This is a genomic window from Mycolicibacterium sp. lyk4-40-TYG-92 (assembly GCF_030209435.1).
Taxonomy (GTDB): Bacteria; Actinomycetota; Actinomycetes; order Mycobacteriales; family Mycobacteriaceae; genus Mycobacterium.
The window spans coordinates 271,803-298,070 of the sequence record NZ_JARVRX010000020.1; the positions used below are offsets into that span (position 1 = coordinate 271,803).

Consider the following 26,268-nt stretch of genomic DNA (forward strand, 5'->3'; position numbering starts at 1 on the left):
CCGATACCCTCCACATGTGAGCGACGCACCGAAACCCGCCACCACAGGGCTGGTGGTTCGCCGCGCCCGGACCTCCGACGTACCGGGCATCAAGGCCCTCGTCGACATCTACGCGGGCAAGATCCTGCTGGAGAAGAACCTGGTGACCCTCTACGAGGCGGTCCAGGAGTTCTGGGTGGCCGACCTGCACGGCGAGATCGTCGGCTGTGGCGCATTGCACGTGCTGTGGGCCGATCTCGGCGAGGTGCGTACCGTCGCGGCCCACCCCAAGGTGCGCGGTATGGGCGTCGGACACGCGGTGGTGGCCAAACTGCTCGACGTGGCCCGGGAACTGCAGCTGCAGCGCGTCTTCGTGCTGACCTTCGAGACCGATTTCTTCAGCCGGCACGGCTTCAAGGAGATCGAGGGCACGCCCGTCACCGCCGAGGTGTACGAAGAGATGTGCCGGTCGTATGACACCGGTGTGGCCGAGTTCCTGGACCTCTCCTACGTCAAGCCGAACACCCTGGGCAACACCCGGATGCTGGTCACGCTGTAGCTAATCGGCGCCGTCGGCTGCGGCGCTCCGGCGTGCGACGATCCGGTCCCGCATGTCCATGATCGCGGCCCGCCGACGGGACCGCCCGCCCCGGCCGAAGGACGGCAGCGTCGGGATCACCTCGATCTTGTCGGACACCCCGATCATCAGCTCGGCGATCTCCAGCACCAGTTCGTTCAGCTCGTCGACCTGCTGACCCATCGCCATGAACCCACTCAGCGACTCCAGGACCACCCGCGCCACCAACACGATCGCCACGCAGGTGACCGGACCGGCGAGCAGCAGCCAGAACACACCGAGCAACACGGACAACTCGAACGCCACGACGGCGCCCGTCAGATACAGAACCACCGCACCGGCGATGACCAGCCCGTACAACAGCGGAACCACGTGCTGCGCCGCCGACTTCCGGAATCCGAAGTCGGTGAACGCCGTCAGTGCAGGCCAGCTGCGACCACCGGATTCGAACTCGGGATCGAGCTCCGCTTCCGTCGCTGGGCTGCGCGAAATGTCAACCACGGCAAAGCCTCCTTAGGAGTCCAGCCTCCCACAGTCGGCGCCGTCAGCCACCGATCGCCGTTGTTATCCGCACCGCCGATCACCCCTGGTGTGACTTCGGCCACACCGATCAGAATCCCGGGTCGTCGCCCATCGAGCCGTTGGCGTCGGAGCCGCCCTGGATCAGCATCAGCGTGCCGGCGAGTTCGTCGGGCTTGACCAGGACCTCGCGGGCCTTGGAGCCCTCGGACGGTCCGACGATGCCGCGCGTCTCCATGAGGTCCATCAGGCGGCCGGCCTTGGCGAACCCGACCCGCAGCTTGCGCTGCAACATCGAGGTCGACCCGAACTGGCTCGACACGACCAGTTCGACGGCCTGCAGGAAGACGTCCATGTCGTCGCCGATGTCGCTGTCGATCTCGCGCTTCTCGACGGTCTTGACCGTGACGCCGTCGATGAACTCGGGCTGGGCCTGCTGCTTGGTGAAAGCGACGACGGCCTGGATTTCGTCGTCGCTGACATAGGCGCCCTGCACGCGGATGGGCTTGGGGGCCTCCGACGGCTGGAACAGCGCGTCGCCCTTACCGGTGAGCTTCTCGGCGCCGACCTGGTCGAGGATGACGCGCGAGTTGGTCGCGTTGGTGACGCCGAATGCCATGCGGGACGGCACATTTGCCTTGATCAGACCCGTCACGACCGACACCACCGGCTGCTGGGTGGCCAGCACCAGGTGGATGCCCGCGGCACGGGCCTTCTGCGTGATGCGGACGATGGCATCCTCGACGTCGCGCGGCGCCTGCATCATCAGGTCGGCCAGCTCGTCGACGACGCACAGGATGTACGGGTAGGCCTTGTAGACCCGCTCGCTGCCCAGCGGTGCGGTGATCTCGCCCGAGCGCACCTTCTTGTTGAAGTCGTCGATGTGCCGGACGCCGCTGGCGCTCATGTCCTGGTAGCGCTGCTCCATCTCCTCGACCAGCCACGCCAGCGCGGCGGCGGCCTTCTTCGGGTCGATGATCACGGGCGTGATGAGGTGCGGAATGCCTTGGTACGGCGGGAATTCCACCATCTTGGGGTCGACCAGGATCATCCGGACCTCGTCCGGGGTGGCGCGCTGCAGCAGCGACACCAGCATCGAGTTGATGAAGCTCGACTTACCCGAACCGGTGGAGCCGGCCACCAGGAGGTGGGGCATCTTGGCCAGGTTGTAGCTGATGAAGTGGCCTTCGACGTCCTTACCGATGCCGAACACCATCGGGTGGTGGTCCTTGCGGGTGCTGGGCGCGTTCAGCACGTCCTTGAGCCGCACCATCTCGCGGTCGCTGTTCGGCACCTCGACACCGACCAAGGACTTGCCGGGGATCGGTGCGAGCAGGCGGATGTGCTCGTTGGCCACCGCGTAGGCGAGGTTGCGCTGCAGCTGGGTGAACCGCTCGACGCGGACGCCCGGCCCGAGCTCGATCTCGTAGCGCGTGACGGTCGGGCCGCGCTGGAAGCCGACGACCGTGGCGTCGACCTTGAACTGCTCCATGACCTCGGAGATGGCCGACATGATGCGGTCGTTGTCGCGGCCGACGCGCTTCGGCGGGTCGCCGTCGGCCAGCAGGTCGAGCGGCGGCAGTGTGTAGTCGCCCTCGATCACGCGGTCCAGGGACAAGCCGTCGTCCTGCGCCTTTTCCAGGCCCTTGGCCTTGGTGGGCACGGGGTCCGCGACGTTCTGGGCCTTGCGGCGGCGCGGCGGCTTGGCGGCCGGCTCGGGCGCGGTCGGCGCCTCGTCGGCCGCGGGCTCGACCGGGTAGTTGTCCATCGGCGTGCGGCCCAGCGGGCGCGTCATGGCCGCGGTGGTCTGGTCCGAGCCGGGCCAGGCCTCGGGTTCGTCACGCGAGTAGGTCGGGTCGTCGTAGTAGCCGTCCGAGAAGTCATCGGCGAAGTCGTCGACGAAGCCGGCCGGCGCGTCGTCATAGTCCTCGTCGTGCTGGCCGTGCAGGCGACCGGAGACCATGTAGCGCAAGGTGTCCGGCAGTTCCCGGATGGTCGTGCCGGTGACGAGCAGCAGGCCAAACAGCACGCCCATGATGAGCAGCGGCGTGGCGATCCAGACGGTCAGCCCGTCCGAGAGCGGCCCGCCGATGACGAACCCGGCGAAGCCGGCGGCGCCGCGGCGCTCCCCCGGTTCGGCGGGCGCGCCGGCCCAGATGTGCCACAGACCCAGTACCGGCAGCCCGATCATGGCGGCGCCGAGGATCAGCCGGGGCCGGGCGTCGGGGTTCGGATGGGTGCGCATCAACGTGACGGCCAGCGCCAGCAGCAGTACGGGCACGACCACGACCGCGGATCCGATGACGGTGCGGACGCCGTAGTCGATCCAGGCGCCGACCGGCCGCGCTGCGTCGAACCAGGAGCTCGCCGCGATGAGGAAGGCGACGCCGAGCAGTGCCAGCGCGATGCCGTCACGGCGGTGTCCGGGCTCGAGTTCGCGTGCGCGGCCGACGCTGCGGGCGGTCGTTCCGGCGCCCTTCGCGAGCATCAGCCAGCCGGCGCGGGCGCCCCGACCCACCGCGGCGCCGGCGGTAGCGACCGGAGACGGATGCGGTGCAGGTTTGCGGGCCGGCTTGCGAGCGGGTGATTTCGGGGCCGGCGGACGTGCCGGCCGCCCGGACTTTGTACTGCCTGACTTCGATGAACGCGCCCCCGAACCGGCTGCGCCACGATTCGCCGACCCGGCCTTGGCCCGGTTAGCTGAGCTCGTTGCGGTTTTACTCGCCATGGCTGCCAGCCTAGTCGCAATCACCCCATCTGCACCATCTGCCACACAAGTAACGCTTGGGTCACGGCTGCACCCGGATATCTGCTGGTCACGAACCAGTGGGAGCCACGTCACACGCCCTTCGTGCACCGGTCTAACGTGGACACCTGTCTAGGTCAGCTAGCTATCGAGGAGTCTCCATGCCCGTCGTTGTCGTCGCCACCATGAAAGCCAAGCCCGAGTCCGTCGACCTGGTCCGCGCCGCGTGCGTCGAGGCCGTCGACGCCGTCCACGCCGAACCGGGCTGTGAGCTCTACTCGCTCCACGAGGCCGACGGCGGCACCTTCGTGTTCGTCGAGCAGTGGGCCGATGCGGACGCCATCAAGACCCACAGCACCGCCCCGGCCATCGGCAAGTTGTTCGGCGCCATCGGCGAGCACCTCGACGGTGCTCCCGACATCAAGATGCTGGCTCCCGTGGTCGCCGGCGATCCGGCCAAGGGCCGGCTGCGGGGGCAGTGAACATGGGTGAGCTGAGCGGCAAGGTCGCCTTCATCACCGGCGCGGCGCGTGGCCAGGGCCGCGCGCATGCGGTGAAGCTGTCGTCGATGGGCGCCGACATCATCGCCGTCGACCTGTGCGACCAGATCGCGTCGGTCCCCTACCCCATGGCCACGCCCGACGATCTGGCCGCGACGGTGAAGCTGGTCCAGGACAACGGCGCGCGGATCGTCGCCGGTCAGGCCGACGTCCGCGACCGCGACGCGCTCAAGTCCGCGCTCACGGCCGGCGTCGAAGAACTCGGCGGGCGGTTGGACATCGTCATCGCCAACGCCGGGATCGCGCCGATGGCCGGTGCGGACGCCTGGCAGGACGTCATCGACGTCAACCTCACGGGCGTCTACAACACGCTCGACGTGGCGATGCGGCCCATGGTCAAGGCCGGTAACGGTGGATCGATCGTGCTGATCAGCTCGGTGGCCGGACTGGTCGGGCTGGCCTCACCGATGGCCGGGTCGGTGGGCTACGCCGCCGCCAAGCACGGCATGGTCGGTCTGATGCGGGTGTACGCGAATCTGCTTGCCTCGCATAACATCCGGGTCAACTCGATCCATCCGGCCGGGGTGGACACCCCGATGATCGACAACGAGTTCACCCGGAAGTGGTTGAGTCAGTTGAGCGAAGAAACCAAGGCCGGGCCGGACATGACGAATGCCCTGCCGGTGCAGGTGCTCGAGGCCGAGGACATCGCCAACACCGTGGCGTGGCTGGTGTCGGACGCCGGACGGTACATCACCGGCGTGACGCTGCCGGTGGACGCCGGCTTCGTCAACAAGCGCTGACGCGACCCAGCCGGCCCCACCACGGCTGCCGGTATCCGAGCACAGGAACAAAGCCGGTTTCTCCGTGCAGCAGCACATTGACTTCGCTCGGACCTGATACCGGATAACGACTTTCGCAATCGCCGAACTGAACGGTCTCGATCTCGTTACCGAGGAACACGCTGACTCGGACAACCTGCGGAGCACCGACAAGGAGTTGGCGGGTGCGATTGTGCCGATCCCCCAACGCCATGACTCCGGTGGCGATGTCGAGCTGCCCGTCGAACACCGGCACGCCGAGCGCGTGCGGATCCGCACCCGAATACACCCGCACCCGCACCATTCTGCCCGCAAGTTCGCATTCGTGGACGTTCATGGTGTGCACCCACAGCGCCCGGGCGATACCTCCGTCACCGTCCATATCGGGGTGCACGTAGATGCCCGAAAGGCCGTTGGCGCCAACATCTTCAATCACCACCACGCTGCCGTCCGGCGCAATCTCGCCATCGCACAGCAGCATTTCGTTCGTCGTGACCCCCACAGCGAAACCCCTTCCGCTGCCGCAATCGGCAGCCGTTCCCCCCGGTTTGTGATGTCGCTTTGCGTGGCCGGGCTCGTCGACTCGTCGAGAAGCTGCTCAGCAGCGTCCCTTGCCAACCCTGCGCACCTGGGCGCGGCCGCCGGTTCAACGACGGGACCCTTTGACCGACCGCGGCGCGACTTCAGCAACGATCAAGCTCGGCACTGCATATGCGCTGTAGCTATTCACAGCGAACACACAGTCAAACATCTCACAGCGCGGTGGACACCCCGCAGTCCACCATGCACCTCCACCCCTCCCAGCGCACAGACCGGTACAAACTCCCCCAAGCTGATCCGACTCTGCTTTCCAGCCGAGAATTACATATAACGGACTGACGTGTCAACCCTTCATCCATCGGCATTTGTAGCGAAGTCCTGGATCGTGAGCTAACGTTCACGGTCCAGGTACATCGGCGAACATTCGCACTACGACTACCCGGCCCGAAAACGCTCCCCCAAGCGGCCACTACCCGGCCACGCGGTTCCCGCACGTGCGCAGCACGGCCGGAACCAGGCAACACCATTTGGGGGGACGACATGTACAGCAGAAGGCGCCCGCGGAAGCCTGCGGGTAACACCGAGTTGTTCGCCGAGCGGCTCAACCATCTCTTCGACAGCATTCATCCACCGTCGCGGGGTCCGTATCGGAACAGCGAAGTGACGCAAACGCTGGCTCGCCGCGGCTACGACTTGTCCGACCCGTATCTCTCGCAACTGCGCCGTGGGATACGCTCCCGCCCGTCACCGCAAACAGTGCAGATGCTGGCCGAATTCTTCGGCGTCCGAACCGAATACCTCGACGGCGCAGACTCCGGTTACACCCGTGCTCTCGAAAACGAATTGAGTTGGCTGCGGCTCGCCCGTAACGAGACCGTGCGTGCCGTCACCACCGCTCTTCTCACGCTGCCCCCAAGCGCCCGCGAGGCCGTGCTCGAGTCTGCGGATTCCCTTGCCGATCCCGGCAAGTCGGTTGTACACCTTCCAGGAGGGACTCGACTGGGCGCCGTGTCCATCGATGTCAAGGCGGGCCACATTGACACCTGGTGATCGACCCACCGACCGCGCCGCGCGCGGCGCGCGCGTCGGGCAGGTCGCCGTCCGCGCCGCGGCGCGCCGGGCGACGAGCGCGATTCGCCAGCCCTTTTTGTCCGAGGAGCAGAAAGCGCAGGCCCGCGACGAGCAGATGCTGCGCTTGGCAGACGACCTCGCCGCGACCTTGGGCACCATGAAGGGCGCGGCCATGAAGCTCGGCCAGCTGCTTTCGCTGCTCAACTTCGGCCTCAGTTCTGCACAGACCCGAGACGAATTCTCCCGCCGGCTTTCGCCGTTGTTCAGCCGAGCCCCCGCCGTCGACAACGCGGTGATGTTCCGGTTGCTGGACTCCGAGTGGGGTGCACTCCGCGACCGGGTACGCGCCGTCGACCCCGAACCACTGGCCACGGCCTCGCTGGGGCAGGTCTACCGCGCAACGCTTGTCGACGGTCGCGAGGTGGCGGTCAAAGTCCAATACCCGTGGGCGCGTAGTGCGGTCCGCGCAGACCTCAAGAACCTGGCCCTGTTGGTCCGGCTCCGCGCCAGGGCCTATCCGGTCAGGGGACTGCAGGCGGTGGTAGCCGAGGTCAGCCGGCAGATCACCGCAGAGCTCGACTACCGCCAGGAGCTGTCCAACCACCGCGCGGTCTACGAAGCTCATCGCGATCATCCCGTGTTCGTGATCCCCGAACCGATCAACGAGTTGTGCACCGAACGCATCCTGGTGACCGAGTATCTGGACGGCACCCAACTTCATCACCTCGCCGACGTCGAACAGACGGTGCGCGACCACATCGGCGAGGCCGTCTTCCGCTTCTACTGCGCCAACATCTATGGCAGCGGCGAGTTCTGCGCCGACCCGCACCCGGGCAACATTCTGCGCCTGCCGGACAACCGGGTCGGTTTCCTCGATTTCGGCTTGTACGTCCGGATGAACAGGGACGAGGTCGATCTCGAGCGGTCCGTACTCGCGGCGGTCATGCGCGGCGACGCCCACACCGCGCACCGACTGGCCAGCGTGGCGGGATTCATCGTCGACGCCGAGGCGCTGCCCCCGGAGATGGCATTGCAATACATGCGCGCGGTGGCCGGCTGGTATCTCACTCCGGGGCTGGTCCAGGTCACCGACAAGGTCGCCTACAGAGCGCTGGCACAGGCGATGCTGCCCCAATCTGATTACCGGTCAGGCATATTCAAGCAGCGCATGCGCAGCGCGCACGCGTTCTCACGCCGGACGGAGATGAGCGTGTGTGCACTGCTGGGCACGCTGCAGGCACGGGGCCGCTGGCACGACATCGCTTCGGAATGGGCCCTGGACGCCGAGCCCGCGACCGAGATGGGACAGCAGATCGACCGCTGGCGCTCACGAGCCCGGTAGTACCCGGCGCAGCCCGCCCAGCAGAAACGCTGCGCATGCCTGCGCGATCGGCTCCGGATCGACATCGGTGCCGTCACCGACAAGCATCGGAAACGTCGCCATCAACACACACGACACCACCGCCTGCCCCGCAACGCGCAGGTCGACACTGTCGCGAATCCATCCCTGTCGGCGTCCGGCCTCCAGGAATGCCGTCACCTGCGCACCGAGTTCGTCGTAGGCGGCAACCACCGATTCGTATGCCCGCTCGTCCACGCCGGGCGCGGCGATCGCCACGAACGACACCAGCGCGCGGTTTTTCGCGATGTAGGTCACGGCCCGGCGCGCCCGGTCGGTGAACTCGGCGACGTACTCGGTGCGGCTGGTCCACGCAGTCGCCTCACGCTCACCGGCGACCGCGGCCGAAAGCTCCTGGACCGTCCGAGACTGGACGGACTCCAGGAGGTCTCGCTTGCTGCGGAAGTAGTTGTAGAAGGTGCCGTGGCTGACCCCACAGCGAGCGGTGATGTCCGCGACGTCAACATCTCGGTATCCACGCTCGATGAACAAGTCGGTGGCCGCCGCGTACAACTGGTCAGCTCTCTCAGGCATCGAGGGGCTCCTCACCCGCCGCTTCCTCGGTCAGCAATCCCCGATCGGCGATCGCCGAGATCGCTGAAAGGAACGTCGCGCGCGACTCGGCCGCCGTATCGCCCCGCAGGGACATCAGCAACCCCGGACCGGACAACCCGATCACCAAGCGGCCCAGCAATGCCCACGTGGCGCGGTGGTCCGCCGAGGCGTAGTCGGGGTTGGCCGACTCGAACAACCGTGCAAAGGCGACATCCACTGTCGACAAGAGCCCGCTGACCCGGAACCTCAACTCGGGATCGATCGCGCTGCTTTCCACCGTGAGCAGCCGGACGATCGCAGGATCTTCATCGACGAGATCGAACATGCGGGTCCCGAATACCGCGATGAGCTCCATCGCCTGGTGGTAGTCGGTCAGGTCGAGGCTCGCCAGCGAACCGATCCTGAGCGCCCGCGCAGCTTTGGTGACCGCGTAGTCGAAAACGTCGTCGAGCAGTTCCCGTTTGCTCGGGTAGTACCGGTACAGGGTGCCCTGCCCGACGTGGGCGTGGCGGGCGATATCCGACATCGTCGTCTGGTCGTAGCCCCGATCGGTCAGCACCGCGTAGGCAGACCGCACGATCTCCTTGCGCCTGGCGGCTCGCAAATCGGCGTTGGCCGGCCGGCCGCGCGCACGGCGCTCAGAGGCTTGATCCCCCCGCGGCAACGACACCGGGCCGAGTTTAGTGGTACAGCGCGTCCGGAATGAAGGTTTCCCTCGCACCGATCCACTGCGCCGAATTATTGTCGCGGGCCTATATTTCGAGCACCGTCGGCACGATCATCGGCTGGCGCCGGTAGGTCTCGCCGACCCATTTGCCGACGGCCCGCCGCACCGCCTGGGCGATGCGTGCGGAGTCGGTAACCTGCTCGGAGACAAGGGTTTCCAGCGCTGCCTGCGCTTTCTCAGCGGCCGGCTCGAGAGCCTTCGGGTCCTCGGAGAAGCCGCGCGAGTGCAGGTGCACGGGGGCCACCGGCTTGCCGGTCTCACGGCTCAGTACCACGGTGACGGCAATGAAACCCGAAGTCAGCGTGAGCCTTTCGCCCAACGTCGCGTCACCGACATCACCCAGGACCAGACCGTCGACGAACACCTTGCCGACCGGCACGGCGCCGGCGATGCGGGCCTGCCCATTGATCAGGTCGACGCTGACGCCGTTCTCGGCGAGGACGACGTTCTCCTCCGGCACACCGGTGCGGATCGCGAGTTTGGCATTGGCGCGCAGGTGCCGCCAGGTGCCGTGCACCGGCATGACATTGCGTGGCCGCACGCCGCGGTACAGGAACAGCAGCTCGCCGGCAAAAGCGTGGCCCGAAACATGCACGCGCACTTGCTGATTGGTGACGACGCGGGCGCCGATCTTGGCCAGCGAGTCGATCACGCCGTAGACCGCTTCCTCGTTGCCGGGGATCAGCGAGCTGGACAGGATGATCAGGTCGCCGGCGGTCAACGTGATGCTTCGGTGCTCGCCGCGGGACATCCGGGACAGCGCCGCCATGGGCTCGCCCTGGGTGCCGGTGGTGATCAGCACGACCCGGTCGGCCGGCAGCAGTTCGGCCGCGCCGATGTCGATGACGTCATCGTCGTCCACGTTGAGGAAGCCGAGCTCCTTGGCGATCCCCATGTTGCGGACCATCGAGCGGCCGACGAACGAGACCTTGCGGCCCAGCGCCACGGCGGCGTCGATGATCTGCTGCACGCGGTCGACGTTCGAGGCGAAGCACGCCACGATGACGCGGCCGTCCGCGCCGCGGATCAGCCGGTGCAGATTGGGGCCGACCTCGCTCTCGGAGGGACTGACGCCGGGAATCTCGGCGTTGGTCGAGTCGCACAGGAACAGGTCGACGCCCTGTTCGCCGAGCCGGGACATCCCCGGCAGGTCGGTGGGCCGGCCGTCCGGCGGCAGCTGGTCGAGCTTGATGTCACCGGTGTGCAGCACCGTGCCGGCGCCGGTGTGCACGGCGATCGCGAGGGCGTCGGGAATCGAGTGGTTGACCGCGAAGTACTCGCACTCGAACACCCCGTGGGTGCTGCGCTGTCCCTCGGCGACGATCTGCATGTTCGGCTTGAGCCGGTGCTCCCGGCACTTGGCGGCCACCAGGGCCAGCGTGAACCGCGAACCCACCACGGGGATGTCGGGCCGCATCTTGAGCAGATACGGAATCGCGCCGATGTGGTCCTCGTGCGCGTGGGTGATCACCAGCGCCTCGATGTCGGCCAGCCGATCCTCGATATGCCGGATGTCCGGCAGGATCAGATCGACGGCCGGCTCATCGTGCGTCGGGAACAGCACCCCGCAGTCGATGATGAGCAGCCGGCCCAGGTGCTCGAAAACGGTCATGTTGCGGCCGATTTCGCTGATACCGCCCAGGGCCGTCACACGCAGACCGCCCGGCTCCAACGGGCCGGGCGGCGCGAAGTCGGGTCTGGTCACGCAAGCACCGATGCTGCGCGCAGATCCGCGGCGAGCGCCGCCACCTGGTCGGGCGTGGCCGGAACCTGCGGCAACCGCGGATCACCGGCTTCGATGTCCAGCAGCCGCAGCGCTTCCTTCGACATCGTCACGCCTCCCAGCCGGTTCTGCGCGTCGCCCAGGGGGTTCAGGCCGACGTGAATCTTGCGGGCGGTGGCGATGTCACCGGAGTTGAACGCCGACAACATGTTCCGCAGCTGACCGGCGGCCACGTGGCCCCACACGCTGACGAATCCGACGGCGCCCATGGCGAGCCACGGCAGGTTCAGGGTGTCGTCGCCCGAGTAGTAGGCCAGACCGGTCTCGGCCATGATGGCGGCGCCACCGTTCAGGTCACCCTTGGCGTCTTTGACGGCGACGATGTTCGGGTGCGGCGCCAGGGCGCGGATGGTGTCCCACTCGATCGCGACCGCCGACCGCGGCGGGATGTCGTAGAGCACGTTGGGGAGCTCGGTGGCATCGGCGACCGCGCTGAAATGTGCAACGAGGCCCGACTGCGGGGGCTTCGAGTAGTACGGGGTGACCACGAGCAGACCGTGCGCACCGGCGGCGGCACTGGCCTTCGCCAGGTGCACGCTGTGCGCGGTGTCGTAGCTGCCGGCGCCGGCGATGACGCGGGCGCGGTCACCGACCTCTTCGAGAACCGCCTCGAGCAGCGCGATCTTCTCGTCGTCGGTGGTGGTCGGCGACTCTCCGGTGGTACCCGAGACGACCAGGCCGTCGCAGCCGGAATCGACCAGGTACTTGGCTACCTTCTTGGCGCCGACCAGATCAAGCGAGCCGTCCGGGCCGAACGGCGTCACCATGGCAGTCAGCACGGTGCCCACACGTGCGCTGACATCAATTCCGCTGGTGCTCACGGGCAACAAGATTACCCGCTGGTTCTACCCGGTTTCGCACCGCCGCCCGCTGTTACACCGGGTGGCGCCGGGTGACGGGCTCAGTCGATGAGCATCCCGGCACGGCGCATCGCCGCCGAGATGTTCTCGAAATCTATGGCCACGTGGGCACGCGCCAGCGCCTCGGCGTGATCGCCACGGCCTTCGGCGATGGCGTCGACGAGCGTCGTGTGCTCACCCAGCGCGCGCAGCTCCATCTCCCGCATCGTCACCGGCTCGCCCCACACGTGCGCCGGGGCGCCGATGCTGACCGACGCTTCCAGGTCGAGCAGCACCTGTTTGAGAACGGCGTTGTGGGCGGCATCCATGATCGCGAGGTGGAGGGCGCTGTCGGCCTGCTGAGCGGCCAATCCACTGTCGGCCCGGCGGTAGTCATCGAGACACCGCCGCAGCACGTCGATGTCGCCGTCGGTCCGCGATTCTGCCGCGGCCCGGCTCACCGCGCCGTGGACCCGGCAGATCGCGTCACACCGGTCGCGAATTTCGTCGACCCGCATCCGCAGGGTGCGGACCACCGATTCCGTGGACGAGTCCGGCCACTGCTGCAACACGTACGAGCCACCACCACGGCCCCGCCGCGTCTCCACCAGACCGCGGTCCACCAACCGGGCGAGCGCGGCGCGCACCGTCATCCGGCCGACACGGAGCGACGCGGCCAGCTCGCGTTCGGCGGGCAGCCGGGCATGCGGCAGGTATTCGCCGATGGCGATGGCGGTCACCAGCCGGTCGGTGATCTCGTCGACCCGGGTCGACGATTCGAGCTCACGGTCGAGTAGGCCGGGGGCGTCCACACCGTGGAGATGCGTCATCGCCGGCTCCCTTCCTGTTGCCACACAGAGTATCGACACGGATTGTTAAATCTCGATTAATGGTCTTGTAGCGAGACCATTAATGGCACATGCTGACCGCCATGCCGACTACCAGCCACCACGTGCCGTTCCGCGACTACGAGACCTGGGTCCAGGTGACCACGCCCGAGTCGCCGGCGCCGGGAGCGCTTCCGCTGCTCGTCCTGCACGGCGGGCCGGGTATGGCACACAACTACGTCCGCAACATCGCCGAGCTGGCCGCGGAGACGGGCCGCACGGTCATCCATTACGACCAGCTCGGCTGCGGCAACAGCACCCATCTACCCGACGCCCCCGCCGAGTTCTGGACGCCGGAGCTGTTCGTCGAGGAATTCCACACCGTTCGCGCCGCACTGGGCATCGACCAATACCACCTGCTGGGCCAGTCCTGGGGCGGCATGCTGGGCGCCGAGATCGCCGTGCGCCGACCCCCGGGGCTCACGTCGCTGGTCATCTGCAACTCCCCCGCGTCGATGGAACTCTGGATGGCCGGCTGCGCACAGCTGCGTACGCAGTTGCCGCCCGACGTCGAGGCCGCGCTGACCCGGCACGAGGAAGCAGGGACCGTCGACGATCCCGAGTACCTCGCGGCCACCGACGAGTTCTACGCGCGCCACCTGTGCCGCGTCGTCCCCGTGCCGCAGGACCTGACCGACACCATTGCGCAGATGGAAGCCGAGCCCACCGTGTATCACACGATGAACGGGCCCAACGAGTTTCACGTCATGGGCACATTGCGCTCGTGGAGCATCATCGATCGGCTGCCCGCGATCACCGCGCCGACGCTGGTCATCGCCGGCGAGTTCGACGAGGCCACCCCCGACGCCTGGCAGCCGTTCCTCGACCACATCACCGGCGCCGTGGGCCACGTGTTCCCCGGCACCAGTCACTGCTCACACCTGGAGCAACCCACCGAGTTCCGCGCCGTCGTCGCCGCATTCCTCGCCAACCACGATCCGGCCACCGACGCCCTGGTCTGAACCCATCCGCTCGAACCGATAGGACTGCCATGGCAACCACCACCCGCCTCGCCACCGGCGAAGGCCAGCGCGCCCTCGAATCATTCGGCTACAAACAGGAACTCAACCGTTCCGTCTCCACCGTCGACCTGATCGTCTACGGGCTGGTGTTCATGGTGCCGATCGCACCGTGGACCATCTTCGGCGTCGTGTACAACAGCGCCGGCGGCATGGTGCCCCTGGTGTATCTCATCGGTCTGGTCGCCATGGTGTTCACGGCAACGGCCTACGCGCAGATGGCCAAATCGTTCCCGCTCGCCGGATCGGTGTTCTCGTACGTCGGCCGCGGAATCCATCCCGGCGCCGGTTTTTTCGCCGGCTGGGCGATCCTGCTGGATTACCTGCTGATCCCGACGCTGCTGTACGTATTGGCCGCCGAATCGATGATCGGCCTGTTCCCCGGCACGCCGCGATGGCTGTGGGCGCTGGTGTTCGTCCTGGTCAACACCGTCATCAATCTGCTGGGCGTCGACTCGCTGAAGATGGCCAACCGGCTGTTCCTGGTACTCGAGCTCGTCTTCCTCGCGATCTTCGTGGTCATCGCGGTGCGGGCCATCAATGGTGATTCGCTGCCCAATGTGCACTGGAGCACGACGCCGATCTGGAATCCCGAAACCGTCAGCGCTCCGCTGATCGCCGCGGCACTGTCGATCGCCGTCCTGAGTTTCCTTGGCTTCGACGGCATTTCGACCCTCGCCGAGGAATCCACCGGCACCCGCAATCCGGCCGGTAAAGCAATGGTCGGCGCGTTGTTCATCGTGGCTTTTCTTTTCATCGGCCAGACCTGGTTGGCCAGCCTGCTGGCCGGGGGCCGGGCATCGTTCAGCGACGACGAGGCAGGCAACGCGTTCTTCAAACTGGTCGAGGCGGCATCGAGCACGGGGTGGATGAATGCGTTCTTCGTGGTCAATGTCCTCGCGGTGGGATTCGCGAACGCGATGGCCGCACAAGCGGCGACCAGCCGGCTGCTGTTCTCGATGAGCCGCGACCGCCAGCTACCCGCATTCCTGTCCAACGTCAGTTCACGCAAGGTGCCGTTCGCCGCGATCCTGTTGGTCAGCGCGATCAGCGTGGTGCTCGTGCTGTTCTTCGTCGGCCAGATCGCGCTCATCTCGTCACTGGTGAATTTCGGCGCGCTGTTCGCCTTCTGCCTGCTGCACGTGTCGGTGATTTGGTACTACCTGGGCCGGAAGAAGTCGCGGAACTATCTGCTGCATCTGGTGGTGCCGACACTGGGCTTCCTGATCATCGGCTACGTGCTGTTCAACGCGGATTCCCTGGCCAAGATCGGCGGCATCGTGTGGCTGGGCATCGGCGTGGTGGTGTTCCTGGTCAACAAACTGCGCGGCCGCGCCGTGCCCGCGCTCGGCGAAGAACCGCAGCAGGAGGTCACCGGTTAGCAAAGCTGACAACTTCCGTCTTTCTATCCGTCCACCGAGCCCGGAGAGCACTCGCGGCACCGCACCGGGCTGCAGCACCTTGCCTTTATGGTCATGGCCCGTTCCGCTGTTGAGCGCTTGCATCAGTTCGTACAGCGGACCGGCGGCGAGGTGTTGCACAGCCCACAACCGTTCCCGCAATATCCGCCGCCCTACTTCCCGATGTTCTGACTGGATCCGTTCGGCATGATGCTGGAAGTGGTCTGCCGGCACGACGCGGATTGCCGGCGTCAGTATCCGGCGTGGTGTCGAATCATTTTGGGGCCGTGGTAATTACCGCATATTGAATATTCTCGATTCACGGCCGGATAGCCGTTGAAAAAAGCGGAGTCAGCTCGTGATTTCGCGTGGTGAAGACAGCGGGGGTGCCATCGTGAACTTTTATCGTTACACTTCCGGCCGACCCCCGATAAAAGGAGAACATTCGTGGCCGAGCGCATTGTCGTCCAGCTTGTGGACGATATTAACGGCACTGAGATCACCGACGACAGCGGTGAACGTATTAACTTCTCGGTACGTGGGGTTGATTACCAGATCGATCTTTCCGCTGCGAACGTGGCGAAATTCGAAAAGGCTCTGGCGCCGTATCTGGACGCCGCGACCAGGGTCGGTGGCCGTCGCACGCGGACCCAGAAGGTCGCAGAGCCGAGCACCCGGTCCGCGAAGAGCGGTGCTCGCGGTCGTGGCAAGAAGGCCGCGTCCGCAAAGGAACAACTCGCCGCCATCCGCGAATGGGCTCAGGACAACGGTTACGACGTCGCGGCCCGCGGCCGCATCAAGGCAGACATCGTCGAGGCATACCACGCCGCGAACTAGCCGGCGCTAGACCCGCCGGCCCAACTCGGCCACCAGATCGCCGCGGTCCCCGACGGTCACGTCGGGGACGCCGAGCCACATCGCCATCGACCTGAGCTCCAGAACCAGTGCCGCGGCGACGCGCGCGCGATCCTGACCGTCTTCGGCGAACGCACCCACCACGTGCAGTGCGTCGGCGGTGCGTTTCAGGTCGACGCGCGCCACCAGCTGGCCGTCGAGCAGGAAAGGCCAGACGTAGTATCCGAATTGGCGCTTCGGGGCCGGGGTGTAGATCTCGATCCGGTAGTGAAAGCCGAACAGCCGCTCGACGCGGGGCCGGAAGAAGATCAGCGGGTCGAACGGGCACAACAGCGCCGTGCCGCGGTCGGTCCGCGGCACTTTCTGCCCGGCGCGCAGGTACGCCGGAACGTCGTCGATCATGACGGGTTCCAGCTCCCCCTCGGCCACCAGCGCCGCCAGAGCAGGTTTCACCTGACGCGCACCCAGCCGGAAATAGTCGCGGATGTCGGCCTCGGTCCCCACGCCCAGCGCCCCGGCCGCCTTGAGCACCAACTGCCGGACCGCTTCGTCATCGGAGACCTCCCTGGCCAGCACCTCCGCCGGCAGCACCCGTTCGACGAGGTCATAGTGTCGCGCGAACCCGGCCCGGGTGGCAGTGGTGAGCACGCCCGACGACCACAGCGCCTCTGCCACCCACTTGGTGTCACTGCGGCCCCACCACGGCCCCTTCGCGCCGCGGGGTTCGGCCTCCAGGTGTGCTTCGATCTGTCCGGCAGTCGACGGCCCGAGCTCGGCGACCGCGGCGACGATCTTCTCGGCCAGCTCACCGTTGCGCTTGACGATCTCCGTGCCCCAGCGACCGTGGGTGTACTCCCGCATCCGCCAGCGCAGCAGCGGCCAGTCGTCGACCGGCAACAACGCCGCCTCGTGCGCCCAATATTCGATGAGATGGCGCGGCGACCGCGCACTGTGGCTCCACGCCAGCGCATCGAGGGCATCCCGATCGTAGGAGCCGAGCCGGCTGAACGCCGGCGCGTAGTGCGCCCGCACGCAGACCGATACCGAATCCAATTGCAGCACTTGTATTCTGGACAGCAAACGCTTCAGGTGTGCCCGGGTTACCGCCCCGGACGGCTTGGGTTCGTAAAAGCCCTGGGCGGCGACGGCGATGCGACGGGCCTGGACGGTGGTGAGTGCTGCCACTGTCACATCGTGGCGCAGACCACCGACAAACTCGCGCATGGATCTGCAAGGTTGTCGGCCGAACCGCCTACCATTCCTGCGGCACACCCTGTATTGGGGCTTCGGTCGCTACCGGCCGGCCCTGACGGAAAGGACCAGCAGTGAGCTACAACGCTGCGGACATCACCGAACTCGACGATGTTCAGCACACCCGCCTGCGACCGGCGGTCAACCTGGGCCTGGACGTGCTCAACACCGCCCTGCGTGAGCTGGTGGACAACGCGGTCGAAGAGGTCGCCGATCCCAGCCACGGCGGATCCACCGTCACCATCACGCTGCATGCCGACGGCTCGGTGAGCGTCGCCGACGACGGCCGCGGCCTGCCCATCGATTCCGACCCGGTGACCGGCAAGAACGGCATCGTCAAGACCCTCGGGACGGCGCGCGCCGGCGGGAAGTTCTCGGCCCACGCTGACGCCACCAGCACCGGCGCCGGCCTGAACGGCATCGGCGCCGCCGCCGCGGTGTTCATCTCGGCCCGCACCGACGTCACGGTGCGCCGTGCCGGCAAGACCTACCTGCAGAGTTTCGGCCACGGCTACCCCGGCACGTTCGAGGGTAAGGAATTCGACCCGAACGCCGAGTTCACCCGCGTGGACAACCAGAAGCTGCGCGGCACCGGCAACCGCAAACCCGACGCCCACGGCACCACGGTCCGGATCCTGTTCGACCAGACTGTCGTGCCCGACGCCAACGTGGACATCGCCGAGGTGCTGCTGCGCGCCCACGCCGCCGCCCGGATGTGCCCCGGCGTGCATCTGACCGTCGTCGATGAAGGCTGGCCCGGCGAGGAGGTCCCACCCGCGCTGCTGCAGCCGTTCAACGGCCCGTGGGGCACCGAAGCGCTGCTGGACCTGATGTGCACCTCGGCCGGCACGCCCTTGCCCCCGGTCCGCGCTGTGGTCGAGGGCCGCGGCGAGTACACCACCGGGCGCGGGCCCACGCCGTTCCGCTGGTCGCTGACCGCCGGACCGGCCGAGCCGACCACGGTCGCCGCGTTCTGCAACACCGTGCGCACCCCGGGCGGCGGCTCGCACCTGACCGCAGCCATCAAGGGCCTGACGGAAGCGCTGGCGGAACGCGCGTCCCGGATTCGGGACCTGGGCCTGGCCAAGGGCGAGGATGGACCCGAACCGCAGGACTTCGCGGCCGTCACCGCACTGGCGGTCGACACCCGTGCCCCGGACGTCGGCTGGGACTCGCAGGCCAAGACCGCGGTCTCGTCACGCTCGCTGAACGTCGCGATGGCGCCGGACGTGGCGCGCAGCGTCAACGTCTGGGCGGCGAACCCCGCCAACAGCGAAACGGTGTCGCTGTGGACGAAGCTGGCGCTGGAGTCGGCCCGGGCGCGCCGCAGCGCGGAGGGCGCCAAGGCGCGGTCCCGCGCGGCCTCGAAAGCCAAAGGACTGGGCACCAACCTGTCGCTGCCACCGAAGCTGCTGCCGAGCCGCGAGACCGGCCGCGGGTCGGGCGCCGAACTGTTCCTCTGTGAGGGCGACTCGGCGCTGGGCACCATCAAGGCTGCGCGTGACGCCACGTTCCAGGCGGCCTTCCCGCTGAAAGGCAAGCCGCCCAACGTCTATGGCTTCACCGTGAACAAGGCCCGGGTCAAGGACGAGTTCGATTCCATCGAACGCATCCTGGGCTGCGGCGTCCGCGACAACTGCGACCCGGAACAGTGCCGCTACGACCGGATACTGTTCGCGTCCGACGCCGACCCCGACGGCGGCAATATCAACTCGAGCCTCATCTCGATGTTCCTGGACTTCTACCGCCCGCTGGTCGCGGCCGGCATGGTCTACGTGACGCTGCCGCCGCTGTTCGTGGTCAAGGACGGTCAGGAGCGCATCTACTGCCAGGATGAGTCCGAGCGCGACACCGCCGTCGCCGAGCTGAAGGCCCGCTCGAAACGCCGGGTGGAAGTCCAGCGCAACAAGGGTCTCGGTGAGATGGACGCCGACGACTTCTGGAACACCGTGCTGGATCCGGAGCGGCGCACCGTGATTCGCGTGCACCTCGACGATGCCGACAAGAAGCTGCACCACACCCTGTTCGGCGGACCGCCCGAGGGCCGGCGCACGTGGATGGCCGAGGTGGCCGCCGTCGTCGACACCCTTGCGCTGGATCTGGACTAGGAGACCGAAGTGACCTCGACCCTGGACGTTCCCGAACAGAATCCGGACCTGGTCCTCGACCAGAGCGCCGACGACTACTGGAACCACTACCAGCTGACGTTCGCGCTCTACAGCGTCAGCGACCGCGCCATCCCGTCGGCGTTCGACGGCCTCAAGCCGGGCCAGCGCCGGCTGCTGTACCAGATGCACGACTCGAAACTGCTGCCCGGCAACAAACCGCAGAAGTCCTCGAAGGTGTGCTCGGCCGTCACCGGCAACCTGCACCCGCACGGCGGCGCGTCGATGTACGGCGCCGCGGCGCTGATGGCCGCCGAGTTCCAGCGCGTGAAAGTCATTGACGGACAAGGTGCTTTCCCGCGCATCCAGGGTGACATCCCCGCCGCCGACCGATACACCGAGATGCGGCTGTCGGCCCCCGGCGCGGCGCTGACCGCCGAACTCGACGACCACGCGGTACCGATGGTGCCCACGTTCGACGGGGAGTGGATCGAGCCGACGATGCTGCCGGCCCAGTGGCCGGTGCTCCTGTGCAACGGCGCCGTGGGCATCGCCGAAGGCTGGGCCACCAAGGTGCCCGCGCACAATCCGCGCGAGATCATGGCGGCCTGCCGGGCGCTGCTGAAGACCCCGAACATGACCGACGACCGGCTGGCCAAACTCATCCCTGGCCCGGACTGGGGCTGTGGCGCGACGGTGGTCGGCACCGCCGGGCTGCGCGAGTACCTCACCACCGGCCGCGGCGCGCTCACCGTCCGCGGCACGTTGTCGGTCGACGGCAAGAACGTCGTCATCACCGAACTGCCGCCCGGTGTCGCGAGCAACACTGTGCAGGACCGGATTCGGGCTTTGGTCGAATCGGGCGAGCTGGCCGGTGTCGCCGACATGTCCGACCTGACCGACCGTCGTAACGGGCTGCGGATCGTCGTCACCGCCAAACGTGGCCACGCCGCCGAGACCATCCGCGACCAGCTGCTCGCGTTGACCCCGCTGGAGTCGACGTTCGCCGCCAGCCTCGTGGCGCTCGACGAGGACCGCGTGCCGCGCTGGTGGACGGTGCGCGAGCTGATCGGTGCGTTCCTGCACCTGCGCGACTCCGTGGTCCTGCACCGCAGCCAGTACCGGCTGGAGAAGGTCACGGCGCGCCGCCACCTGGTGTCGGGCCTGATGAAGATCCACCTCGACATCGACACTGCCGTGGCGATCATCCGCGCATCCGACAGCGTCGACGATGCCCGCCGGGGGCTGCAGGCACACTTCGAGATCGATGAAGAGCAGGCCAATTATGTTCTGGCCCTGCAACTTCGCCGGCTCACCAAGCTCGATGTCATCGAGCTGCAGGCCGAGGCGGACAAGCTCGACGCCGAATTCGCGGAGCTCACCGAGCTGGTGTCGAATCCGGACGCCCGGCGCGTGGTGATCGACAACGAACTGAAGGAGACGACGAAGCTGTTCGCCGGACCCGAGTTCGACCGCCGGACGGTCCTGGACTTCGAGGGCACGCCGACGGCATCGAGCTCCGACGACGACGGGGCGCGGGAGCGAAAAGTCAACGCCAACTGGCGTCTCGACGATCGGGGCGTCTTCTCCGACACCCACGGCGATCTGTTGTCCGCGGGACTGGGCTGGGCGGTGTGGACCGACGGCCGCATCAAGTTCACCAACGGCAACGGCCTGCCGTTCAAGACCCGCGACATCCCGGTGGCACCCGACATCACGGGGCTGCTGTGTTCGGGTGTGCTCACGCCGGGCTATCACCTGGCGCTCGTGACGCGCCGCGGCAAGATTCTGCGCATCGACCCGGCCGCGGTGAATCCACAGGGCGCGGCGGGCAACGGCGTCGCCGGCGTGAAGCTGGTGGCGGGCGACCCGGAAGACGCCGTGATCGCCGCTTTGCCGATCACCTGCGGCAACGGCGAAGCCATCCTGTCGACATCCGAAAAGGGCTGGAAGGTAACCGAAGTCGCCGATATCCCGGTCAAGGGCCGCGGCGGCGCCGGTGTCGGTTTCCACCCGTTCGTGGGCGGCGAGGACGCCCTGCTGTCGGCGGTGGTCTCCCCCACCGGGTTCGTGCGCAACGGCAAGGCGGTGCGCGCCGAGAAGCGTGCGAAGTCGTCGGTCAAGGGCACGGGAGCGGACGTGACGCCCGCCGGGGAGTAACCCCCGGGGGACGGTCAGGTGATCGATACCATCTCGTGGACCGAGTCGATGGGCAGGTCGTCATCCGTTTCGGCGGTGACCGCGACGCGGTTCAGATTGATGACGCCGTTGTGATTGTCCAAGAACGCGATATCCGCGGCATCGCGGCCAGTCGCGATGCGCACCATGGCTTGTCGTGGCGCCAGTCCGGTGGCATCGACGACGCGCCATTGGCCGTCGACAAGCGCTTCGGCGACGGTGTGGAAGTCCATCGGGACACAGCCCGGCGCGTATACGGCAACCAGGCGAGCCGGGACTTTCGCGGCGCGCAATAGCGCCACGACCAGATGGGCGTAGTCCCGGCAAACGCCTCTTCCGGCCAGCAGCGTGTCGACGGCGCCGTCGATGGGATCGCTGGAGCCGGGAACATAGTTCAGTCTGTACCCGACCCAGTACGCGATTTTCTCCAACAGGGTTGCGGCGTCCGAATGCTGGCCGAATTCCGCTAAGGCGAAGCCGTAGAGCCTGTCCGCTTCGGCGTAGCGACTGGGCCGCAGATACATCGTCTTGTCGTAATCCGTGACCGGTGCCGGGTCGCTACGTCCGGCGATCGTCGCGGAGTAGTGCACGCTGAGATTGCCCGGGAGCGAATCGAAGGTATGAATACGGGTGCCATGCGCCCCGCTTATCTCGCGAGGCTGTATTGAGTTGCCGTCCAACACAAATGACAACGACTCCTCGACCGTGGCACCGGGGTGTGGAGCGACCGTGATCTGGAACTCCAGCGTGGTCGGTTCGATCACGTCGACATTGAGTTCAGCACTCACCAGTCGCTTCATGGCACAGATGATGCCAGCACACGCGCCGTCCGGCAGGCTACGGTCAGCGGTGGTAGCTGCAGAACCGGTACCGCAAGCCGGTCCTGCTCGTCTGCCACTCCCCGTACGTGACGGTCCAGCTGCCGTCCAAGTTCGGGGCGAATGCGTCACCGTCGGGCACGTCGACGTCGATCTCGGTGACCTCGCACAGCGTCGCCGACGGCAGCGCCAGCGCGTACAGCTGCGCGCCGCCCATGACCCAGCCGTCGACCTCGGCGGGCAACGACGTCACGACCTCGGCGCCGTCGGCGACATAACCCGCGTCCCGGCTGACCACGATATTGCGGCGGCCCGGCAGCGGCCGGAATCGCGCCGGTAGCGATTCCCAGGTGAGCCGGCCCATCACGACCGTCGAGCCGAGCGTCAGCTCCTTGAACCGGGCCATGTCCTCGGGCAGCTGCCAGGGGATGTCGTTGCCGCGGCCGATGACGCCGCCGTTGCCCTGCGCCCAGATCAGTTTCACCGCGCCCTCCCCCGAGCCCCCACGGCATCAGACCGCAACGGGAGCCTTGATGGCCGGGTGCGGGTCATAGTTGACGATCGCGATGTCCTCGTACTGGTAGTCGAAGATCGAATCACGCGGTGCGAGAACAAGTTCCGGGTACGGCCGGGGCTCTCGAGACAGCTGCAGCTGCACCTGCTCGACGTGGTTGTCGTAGATGTGGCAGTCACCACCGGTCCAGACGAAATCGCCGACCTCGAGGCCCGCCTGGGCGGCCATCATGTGCGTCAGCAGTGCGTAGGACGCGATGTTGAACGGCACGCCGAGGAACAGGTCGGCGCTGCGCTGGTACAGCTGGCAGCTCAACTTGCCGTCGGCGACGTAGAACTGGAACAGCGCGTGGCACGGCGGCAGCGCCATCTGGGCGATCTCGCCGACGTTCCACGCCGACACGATGTTGCGCCGGCTGTCGGGATTGGTCTTGAGCATCTCGAGTGCCGCGCTGATCTGGTCGACGTGCTCGCCGGACGGCGTCGGCCACGACCGCCACTGGACGCCGTACACCGGGCCGAGTTCGCCTGTCTCCGAGGCCCATTCGTCCCAGATGGTCACGCCGCGCTCCTGCAGCCACCGGACGTTGGAGTCGCCGCGCAGGAACCACAGCAGTTCGTAGATCACCGACTTGGTGTGCACCTTCTTGGTGGTCAGCAGCGGGAACCCAGCGGCCAGGTCGTAGCGCAGTTGATGGCCGAACAGGCTCCGGGTGCCGGTCCCGGTGCGATCAGATTTGGGCGTGCCCTGTTCCAGCACGAGGCGCAGCAGGTCTTCATAAGGGGTCGGCACAGCCACGCCCTCAGCTTACGTTCCGGAGCGAGGAGTAGAACTTTAAGGGGCGAGCGAAGCGACGGGAGAGGGACCGGACATGCCAATCACCAAGGACTCGATTTTGACCCCCGACGGCAGCTGTGCCGTCACCGTCGCCACCCCTGAAGGCACCGGCCCGTGGCCCGCCGTCGTCATGTACCCCGACGCGGGTGGCCCGCGGCAGACCTTCGACGACATGGCGGCGCAGCTCGCCGCACTGGGCTACGTGGTGCTGGTACCCGACATCTACTACCGCGAGGCCGGGTGGGCGCCGTTCGACATGGCCACTGCCTTCTCCGATGAGAGCGAGCGGGCGCGGCTGTTCGGGATGATGCGCAACGTCACGCAGGATGTCATGACCGCCGACGCGGGCGCCTTCTTCGACTATTTGACCCGACGCGCAGATGTTCAAGGCGACAAGTTCGGCACCACCGGTTACTGCATGGGCGGCCGCACGTCTTTCACCGTCGCCGGCAAGCTCCCCGACCGCGTCGCCGCGGCGATGTCGTTCCACGGTGGTGGCCTCGTCACCGACGCCGACGACAGCCCCCACCTGCGCGCTGACCGGATCAGCGCGGTCGTCTACGTGGGCGCCGCCGAGAACGACGCGTCCTTCACCACCGAGCAGGGCGAGATTCTGGACCGCGCACTGACCGATGCCGGCGTCGAGCACACCGTCGAGTTCTACCCGGCCGCACACGGTTTCGCGGTGCCCGACAACACCGGCGCCTACGACGAATCCGCGGCGCAGCGGCACTGGGATGCGATGGAGCGAGTATTCGGCGCGGCACTGAAGTAACCCCGGGGCGGGCCCCACTCCCACTGTGCGGGACGATTGACGGGTGTACGACCAGACCAGCAGCTACGAACCCGACGCCAACGAGCACGGCTCCCGCCTGGACCCGGTACTCGCGCGCAGCTGGCTCCTGGTCAACGGAGCGCAGTTCGACCGCTTCGCGCCGGCCACCCGGTCCAACGCCGACATCGTCATCATCGACATCGAGGACGCGGTAGCGCCCAAGGACAAGGACTCGGCGCGCGACAACGCGGCGCGCTGGCTCGGCGACGGCAACACCGACTGGGTGCGCGTCAACGGCTTCGGCACACCGTGGTGGGCCGACGACCTGGAGATGCTGTCGAAGACGTCCGTGGGCGGCATCATGCTGGCGATGGTCGAATCCGTCGACCATGTCACCGAGACCGCCAAACGGCTGCCCAATGTGCCGGTCGTCGCGCTCGTGGAGACCGCCCGGGGACTCGAGCGCATCACCGAGATCGCGTCGGCCAAGGGCACGTTCCGGCTGGCCTTCGGTATCGGTGACTTCCGCCGCGACACCGGCTTCGGCGACAACCCGGCGACACTGGCGTACGCCCGCTCGCGGTTCACCATCGCCGCCAAGGCCGCGCACCTACCCGGCGCGATCGACGGCCCCACCATCGGGTCCAGCTCGCGCAAGCTCAGCGAGGCCACCGCGGTGTCCATGGAGTTCGGGATGACCGGCAAGATCTGTCTGACCCCCGAGCAGTGCGGGACGGTCAACGAGGGCCTGTCTCCGTCCCTGGACGAGATCGCCTGGGCGCAGGAGTTTTTCGCGGAGTTCGAGCGCGACGGCGGCGAAATCCGCAACGGTTCGGACCTGCCGCGCATCGCCCGCGCCAACAAGATCCTGGACCTGGCGAAGGCGTACGGCATTCACCCTTCGATGTTCGGCGACGACCCCGACCACGTCTCGGCGCCGTCGGACACCTACCACTACTGAGCGGCGTCCCCGGTTTTCTTCTTGCGGTGCAGCACGGAGGAAAACGCCCGGACGATGCCGCGCAGCGCGTACCAGCCGGCCAGCGCGGTGAACACGATCAGCGCGATGAACATCGGCAGCCAGCCCGTGCGGGAGTGCTTGAGGTTCCACCAGATGATGGTGAACAGCACCGCCATGATGAAGACCAGGATGTCGCGCAGCCGGCCCTCGCGGTTGAACGCGTAGCCGATCGCCGTCGACTTGAGCTGACGGCTGCGATCGACGGCGGCGATGACCTCGTCGATCCGCATGTCGATGGTGCGCTGCAGCTCGGCGCGGCGCTCGGCCTGCTCGGCCGGAATCCGGTCGAGCAGGTCCATGTCGGCCTTGATCGCGGCGCGCACGTCCGGTGGCTTCAGGTTGCCGGCCAATGCCCCGAGCAGCGCGCCGCCGGCCAGCGGCGCGGCTCCCAGCGCCAGGTCCGCGATTCCCATGGTCGGCTCCTCACTGATCGACGCAAACGTCAATCACCCTAGCCGGGACAGCAGCCACGGGTGTGAGCGCTGTGCAGAAAATCCGCGGGCGGATTCAAGGTTCCAGTGCAACAGCGGGTGAACTGAACGGATTGCACAG

The 26,268-nt window shown here is 67.1% G+C and carries 25 protein-coding genes; 12 read left to right on the forward strand and 13 right to left on the reverse strand.

The window, feature by feature from the left end; all coding sequences use genetic code 11:
* Positions 1 to 16: 16 nt before the first annotated feature.
* Positions 17 to 538, forward strand: a complete 522-nt coding sequence (locus QRN63_RS25930) for an amino-acid N-acetyltransferase (protein ID WP_020101886.1) — start codon at positions 17 to 19, stop codon at positions 536 to 538.
* Here the strand turns inward: QRN63_RS25930 and QRN63_RS25935 are convergent, their stop codons facing one another.
* Complete coding sequence (locus tag QRN63_RS25935) at positions 539 to 1,057, reverse strand: DUF4282 domain-containing protein (RefSeq protein ID WP_285033731.1); 519 nt, start codon at positions 1,055 to 1,057, stop codon at positions 539 to 541.
* 109 nt (positions 1,058 to 1,166) lie between these two features.
* Entirely contained in the window at positions 1,167 to 3,803 is a 2,637-nt protein-coding gene (locus QRN63_RS25940) for a DNA translocase FtsK (RefSeq protein WP_285033732.1), read from the reverse strand.
* 179 nt (positions 3,804 to 3,982) lie between these two features.
* Here QRN63_RS25940 and QRN63_RS25945 point away from each other — a divergent pair, with 179 nt between their 5' ends.
* Positions 3,983 to 4,303 carry a putative quinol monooxygenase gene (locus QRN63_RS25945; RefSeq protein WP_267317081.1) on the forward strand — a complete coding sequence of 107 codons (321 nt, stop codon included), beginning with the start codon at positions 3,983 to 3,985 and terminating at the stop codon, positions 4,301 to 4,303.
* 2 nt (positions 4,304 to 4,305) lie between these two features.
* Positions 4,306 to 5,124, forward strand: a complete 819-nt coding sequence (locus QRN63_RS25950) for a mycofactocin-coupled SDR family oxidoreductase (protein ID WP_267317080.1) — start codon at positions 4,306 to 4,308, stop codon at positions 5,122 to 5,124.
* Here QRN63_RS25950 and QRN63_RS25955 read toward each other — a convergent pair.
* Positions 5,111 to 5,644, reverse strand: coding sequence for a hypothetical protein (locus QRN63_RS25955; protein WP_285033733.1), 534 nt, complete (start codon positions 5,642 to 5,644; stop codon positions 5,111 to 5,113). The two genes, QRN63_RS25950 and QRN63_RS25955, sit on opposite strands and share 14 nt — an antisense overlap.
* A gap of 623 nt (positions 5,645 to 6,267) precedes the next feature.
* On the opposite strand from QRN63_RS25955, the gene QRN63_RS25960 reads away from it, so the two are divergent.
* Together QRN63_RS25960 and QRN63_RS25965 are read left to right on the forward strand one after the other, a co-directional pair.
* Positions 6,268 to 6,732: a helix-turn-helix domain-containing protein gene (locus QRN63_RS25960; protein WP_285033734.1), complete on the forward strand. Its 465-nt coding sequence runs from the start codon at positions 6,268 to 6,270 to the stop codon at positions 6,730 to 6,732.
* Positions 6,719 to 8,095, forward strand: a complete 1,377-nt coding sequence (locus tag QRN63_RS25965) for an ABC1 kinase family protein (protein WP_285033735.1) — start codon at positions 6,719 to 6,721, stop codon at positions 8,093 to 8,095. Before QRN63_RS25960 ends, QRN63_RS25965 begins: the two co-directional genes overlap by 14 nt.
* On the opposite strand, the gene QRN63_RS25970 is transcribed toward QRN63_RS25965, so the two are convergent.
* From QRN63_RS25970 to QRN63_RS25990, 5 genes are all read right to left on the reverse strand, one after another.
* Entirely contained in the window at positions 8,081 to 8,686 is a 606-nt protein-coding gene (locus tag QRN63_RS25970; RefSeq protein ID WP_285033736.1) for a TetR/AcrR family transcriptional regulator, read from the reverse strand. The two genes, QRN63_RS25965 and QRN63_RS25970, sit on opposite strands and share 15 nt — an antisense overlap.
* Positions 8,679 to 9,377: a TetR/AcrR family transcriptional regulator gene (locus QRN63_RS25975; RefSeq protein WP_285033737.1), complete on the reverse strand. Its 699-nt coding sequence runs from the start codon at positions 9,375 to 9,377 to the stop codon at positions 8,679 to 8,681. The genes QRN63_RS25970 and QRN63_RS25975 overlap by 8 nt, the downstream gene beginning before the upstream one ends.
* Before the next feature lie 82 nt (positions 9,378 to 9,459).
* The gene (locus QRN63_RS25980; protein WP_267317074.1) at positions 9,460 to 11,139 is read right to left on the reverse strand and encodes a ribonuclease J; all 1,680 of its coding nucleotides are present in this window, start codon (positions 11,137 to 11,139) and stop codon (positions 9,460 to 9,462) included.
* Positions 11,136 to 12,044, reverse strand: coding sequence for a 4-hydroxy-tetrahydrodipicolinate synthase (gene dapA / locus QRN63_RS25985; RefSeq protein ID WP_267317073.1), 909 nt, complete (start codon positions 12,042 to 12,044; stop codon positions 11,136 to 11,138). Before dapA ends, QRN63_RS25980 begins: the two co-directional genes overlap by 4 nt.
* 74 nt (positions 12,045 to 12,118) lie before the next feature.
* Positions 12,119 to 12,886, reverse strand: coding sequence for a FadR/GntR family transcriptional regulator (locus tag QRN63_RS25990; RefSeq protein WP_267317072.1), 768 nt, complete (start codon positions 12,884 to 12,886; stop codon positions 12,119 to 12,121).
* Positions 12,887 to 12,987: 101 nt separating this feature from the next.
* On the opposite strand from QRN63_RS25990, the gene QRN63_RS25995 reads away from it, so the two are divergent.
* From QRN63_RS25995 to QRN63_RS26005, 3 genes are all read left to right on the forward strand, one after another.
* Complete coding sequence (locus QRN63_RS25995; protein ID WP_285033738.1) at positions 12,988 to 13,905, forward strand: proline iminopeptidase-family hydrolase; 918 nt, start codon at positions 12,988 to 12,990, stop codon at positions 13,903 to 13,905.
* A 29-nt stretch (positions 13,906 to 13,934) separates the two neighbouring features.
* Entirely contained in the window at positions 13,935 to 15,344 is a 1,410-nt protein-coding gene (locus QRN63_RS26000; RefSeq protein ID WP_267317070.1) for an APC family permease, read from the forward strand.
* 465 nt (positions 15,345 to 15,809) lie between these two features.
* Positions 15,810 to 16,199 carry a histone-like nucleoid-structuring protein Lsr2 gene (locus QRN63_RS26005; RefSeq protein WP_267317069.1) on the forward strand — a complete coding sequence of 130 codons (390 nt, stop codon included), beginning with the start codon at positions 15,810 to 15,812 and terminating at the stop codon, positions 16,197 to 16,199.
* Positions 16,200 to 16,205: 6 nt separating this feature from the next.
* Here QRN63_RS26005 and QRN63_RS26010 read toward each other — a convergent pair whose 3' ends face one another.
* Positions 16,206 to 17,402 (reverse strand): winged helix-turn-helix domain-containing protein, encoded by a 1,197-nt coding sequence (locus tag QRN63_RS26010; protein WP_285033739.1) that lies wholly within the window; start codon positions 17,400 to 17,402, stop codon positions 16,206 to 16,208.
* 140 nt (positions 17,403 to 17,542) lie between these two features.
* Here QRN63_RS26010 and QRN63_RS26015 point away from each other — a divergent pair, with 140 nt between their 5' ends.
* Together QRN63_RS26015 and QRN63_RS26020 are read left to right on the forward strand one after the other, a co-directional pair.
* On the forward strand, positions 17,543 to 19,576 hold the full coding sequence (locus QRN63_RS26015) for a toprim domain-containing protein (RefSeq protein ID WP_285033740.1): 2,034 nt from the start codon (positions 17,543 to 17,545) through the stop codon (positions 19,574 to 19,576).
* Positions 19,577 to 19,585: 9 nt separating this feature from the next.
* Positions 19,586 to 21,733, forward strand: coding sequence for a DNA gyrase subunit A (locus tag QRN63_RS26020; protein ID WP_267317066.1), 2,148 nt, complete (start codon positions 19,586 to 19,588; stop codon positions 21,731 to 21,733).
* A 14-nt stretch (positions 21,734 to 21,747) separates the two neighbouring features.
* Here QRN63_RS26020 and QRN63_RS26025 read toward each other — a convergent pair whose 3' ends face one another.
* The 3 genes from QRN63_RS26025 to QRN63_RS26035 are packed head-to-tail and all read right to left on the reverse strand — an operon-like array spanning position 21,748 to position 23,881.
* Positions 21,748 to 22,551, reverse strand: a complete 804-nt coding sequence (locus QRN63_RS26025) for a transglutaminase-like domain-containing protein (protein ID WP_285033741.1) — start codon at positions 22,549 to 22,551, stop codon at positions 21,748 to 21,750.
* Positions 22,552 to 22,594: 43 nt separating this feature from the next.
* Entirely contained in the window at positions 22,595 to 23,053 is a 459-nt protein-coding gene (locus tag QRN63_RS26030; protein WP_285033742.1) for a dihydrofolate reductase, read from the reverse strand.
* A 27-nt stretch (positions 23,054 to 23,080) separates the two neighbouring features.
* Positions 23,081 to 23,881, reverse strand: a complete 801-nt coding sequence (locus QRN63_RS26035) for a thymidylate synthase (RefSeq protein ID WP_020101908.1) — start codon at positions 23,879 to 23,881, stop codon at positions 23,081 to 23,083.
* Between the two features lie 73 nt (positions 23,882 to 23,954).
* Between QRN63_RS26035 and QRN63_RS26040 the strand changes: the two genes are divergently transcribed.
* Positions 23,955 to 24,695, forward strand: coding sequence for a dienelactone hydrolase family protein (locus tag QRN63_RS26040; RefSeq protein WP_285033743.1), 741 nt, complete (start codon positions 23,955 to 23,957; stop codon positions 24,693 to 24,695).
* 43 nt (positions 24,696 to 24,738) lie between these two features.
* Entirely contained in the window at positions 24,739 to 25,656 is a 918-nt protein-coding gene (locus QRN63_RS26045) for an HpcH/HpaI aldolase/citrate lyase family protein (protein ID WP_267317062.1), read from the forward strand.
* Here QRN63_RS26045 and QRN63_RS26050 read toward each other — a convergent pair.
* Positions 25,650 to 26,129: a hypothetical protein gene (locus QRN63_RS26050; protein WP_285033744.1), complete on the reverse strand. Its 480-nt coding sequence runs from the start codon at positions 26,127 to 26,129 to the stop codon at positions 25,650 to 25,652. The genes QRN63_RS26045 and QRN63_RS26050 overlap by 7 nt on opposite strands.
* Positions 26,130 to 26,268 lie beyond the last annotated feature (139 nt).

Excerpts from the sequence above, each read along its gene's own strand:
- QRN63_RS25940 (WP_285033732.1), bottom strand. The coding sequence starts at position 3,803 with ATGGCGAGTAAAACCGCAACGAGCTCAGCTAACCGGGCCAAGGCCGGG.
- QRN63_RS25945 (WP_267317081.1), top strand. The coding sequence starts at position 3,983 with ATGCCCGTCGTTGTCGTCGCCACCATGAAAGCCAAGCCCGAGTCCGTC.
- QRN63_RS25950 (WP_267317080.1), top strand. The coding sequence starts at position 4,306 with ATGGGTGAGCTGAGCGGCAAGGTCGCCTTCATCACCGGCGCGGCGCGT.
- QRN63_RS25970 (WP_285033736.1), bottom strand. The coding sequence starts at position 8,686 with ATGCCTGAGAGAGCTGACCAGTTGTACGCGGCGGCCACCGACTTGTTC.
- QRN63_RS25990 (WP_267317072.1), bottom strand. The coding sequence starts at position 12,886 with ATGACGCATCTCCACGGTGTGGACGCCCCCGGCCTACTCGACCGTGAG.
- QRN63_RS25995 (WP_285033738.1), top strand. The coding sequence starts at position 12,988 with ATGCCGACTACCAGCCACCACGTGCCGTTCCGCGACTACGAGACCTGG.
- QRN63_RS26000 (WP_267317070.1), top strand. The coding sequence starts at position 13,935 with ATGGCAACCACCACCCGCCTCGCCACCGGCGAAGGCCAGCGCGCCCTC.
- QRN63_RS26025 (WP_285033741.1), bottom strand. The coding sequence starts at position 22,551 with ATGAAGCGACTGGTGAGTGCTGAACTCAATGTCGACGTGATCGAACCG.
- QRN63_RS26040 (WP_285033743.1), top strand. The coding sequence starts at position 23,955 with ATGCCAATCACCAAGGACTCGATTTTGACCCCCGACGGCAGCTGTGCC.
- QRN63_RS26050 (WP_285033744.1), bottom strand. The coding sequence starts at position 26,129 with ATGGGAATCGCGGACCTGGCGCTGGGAGCCGCGCCGCTGGCCGGCGGC.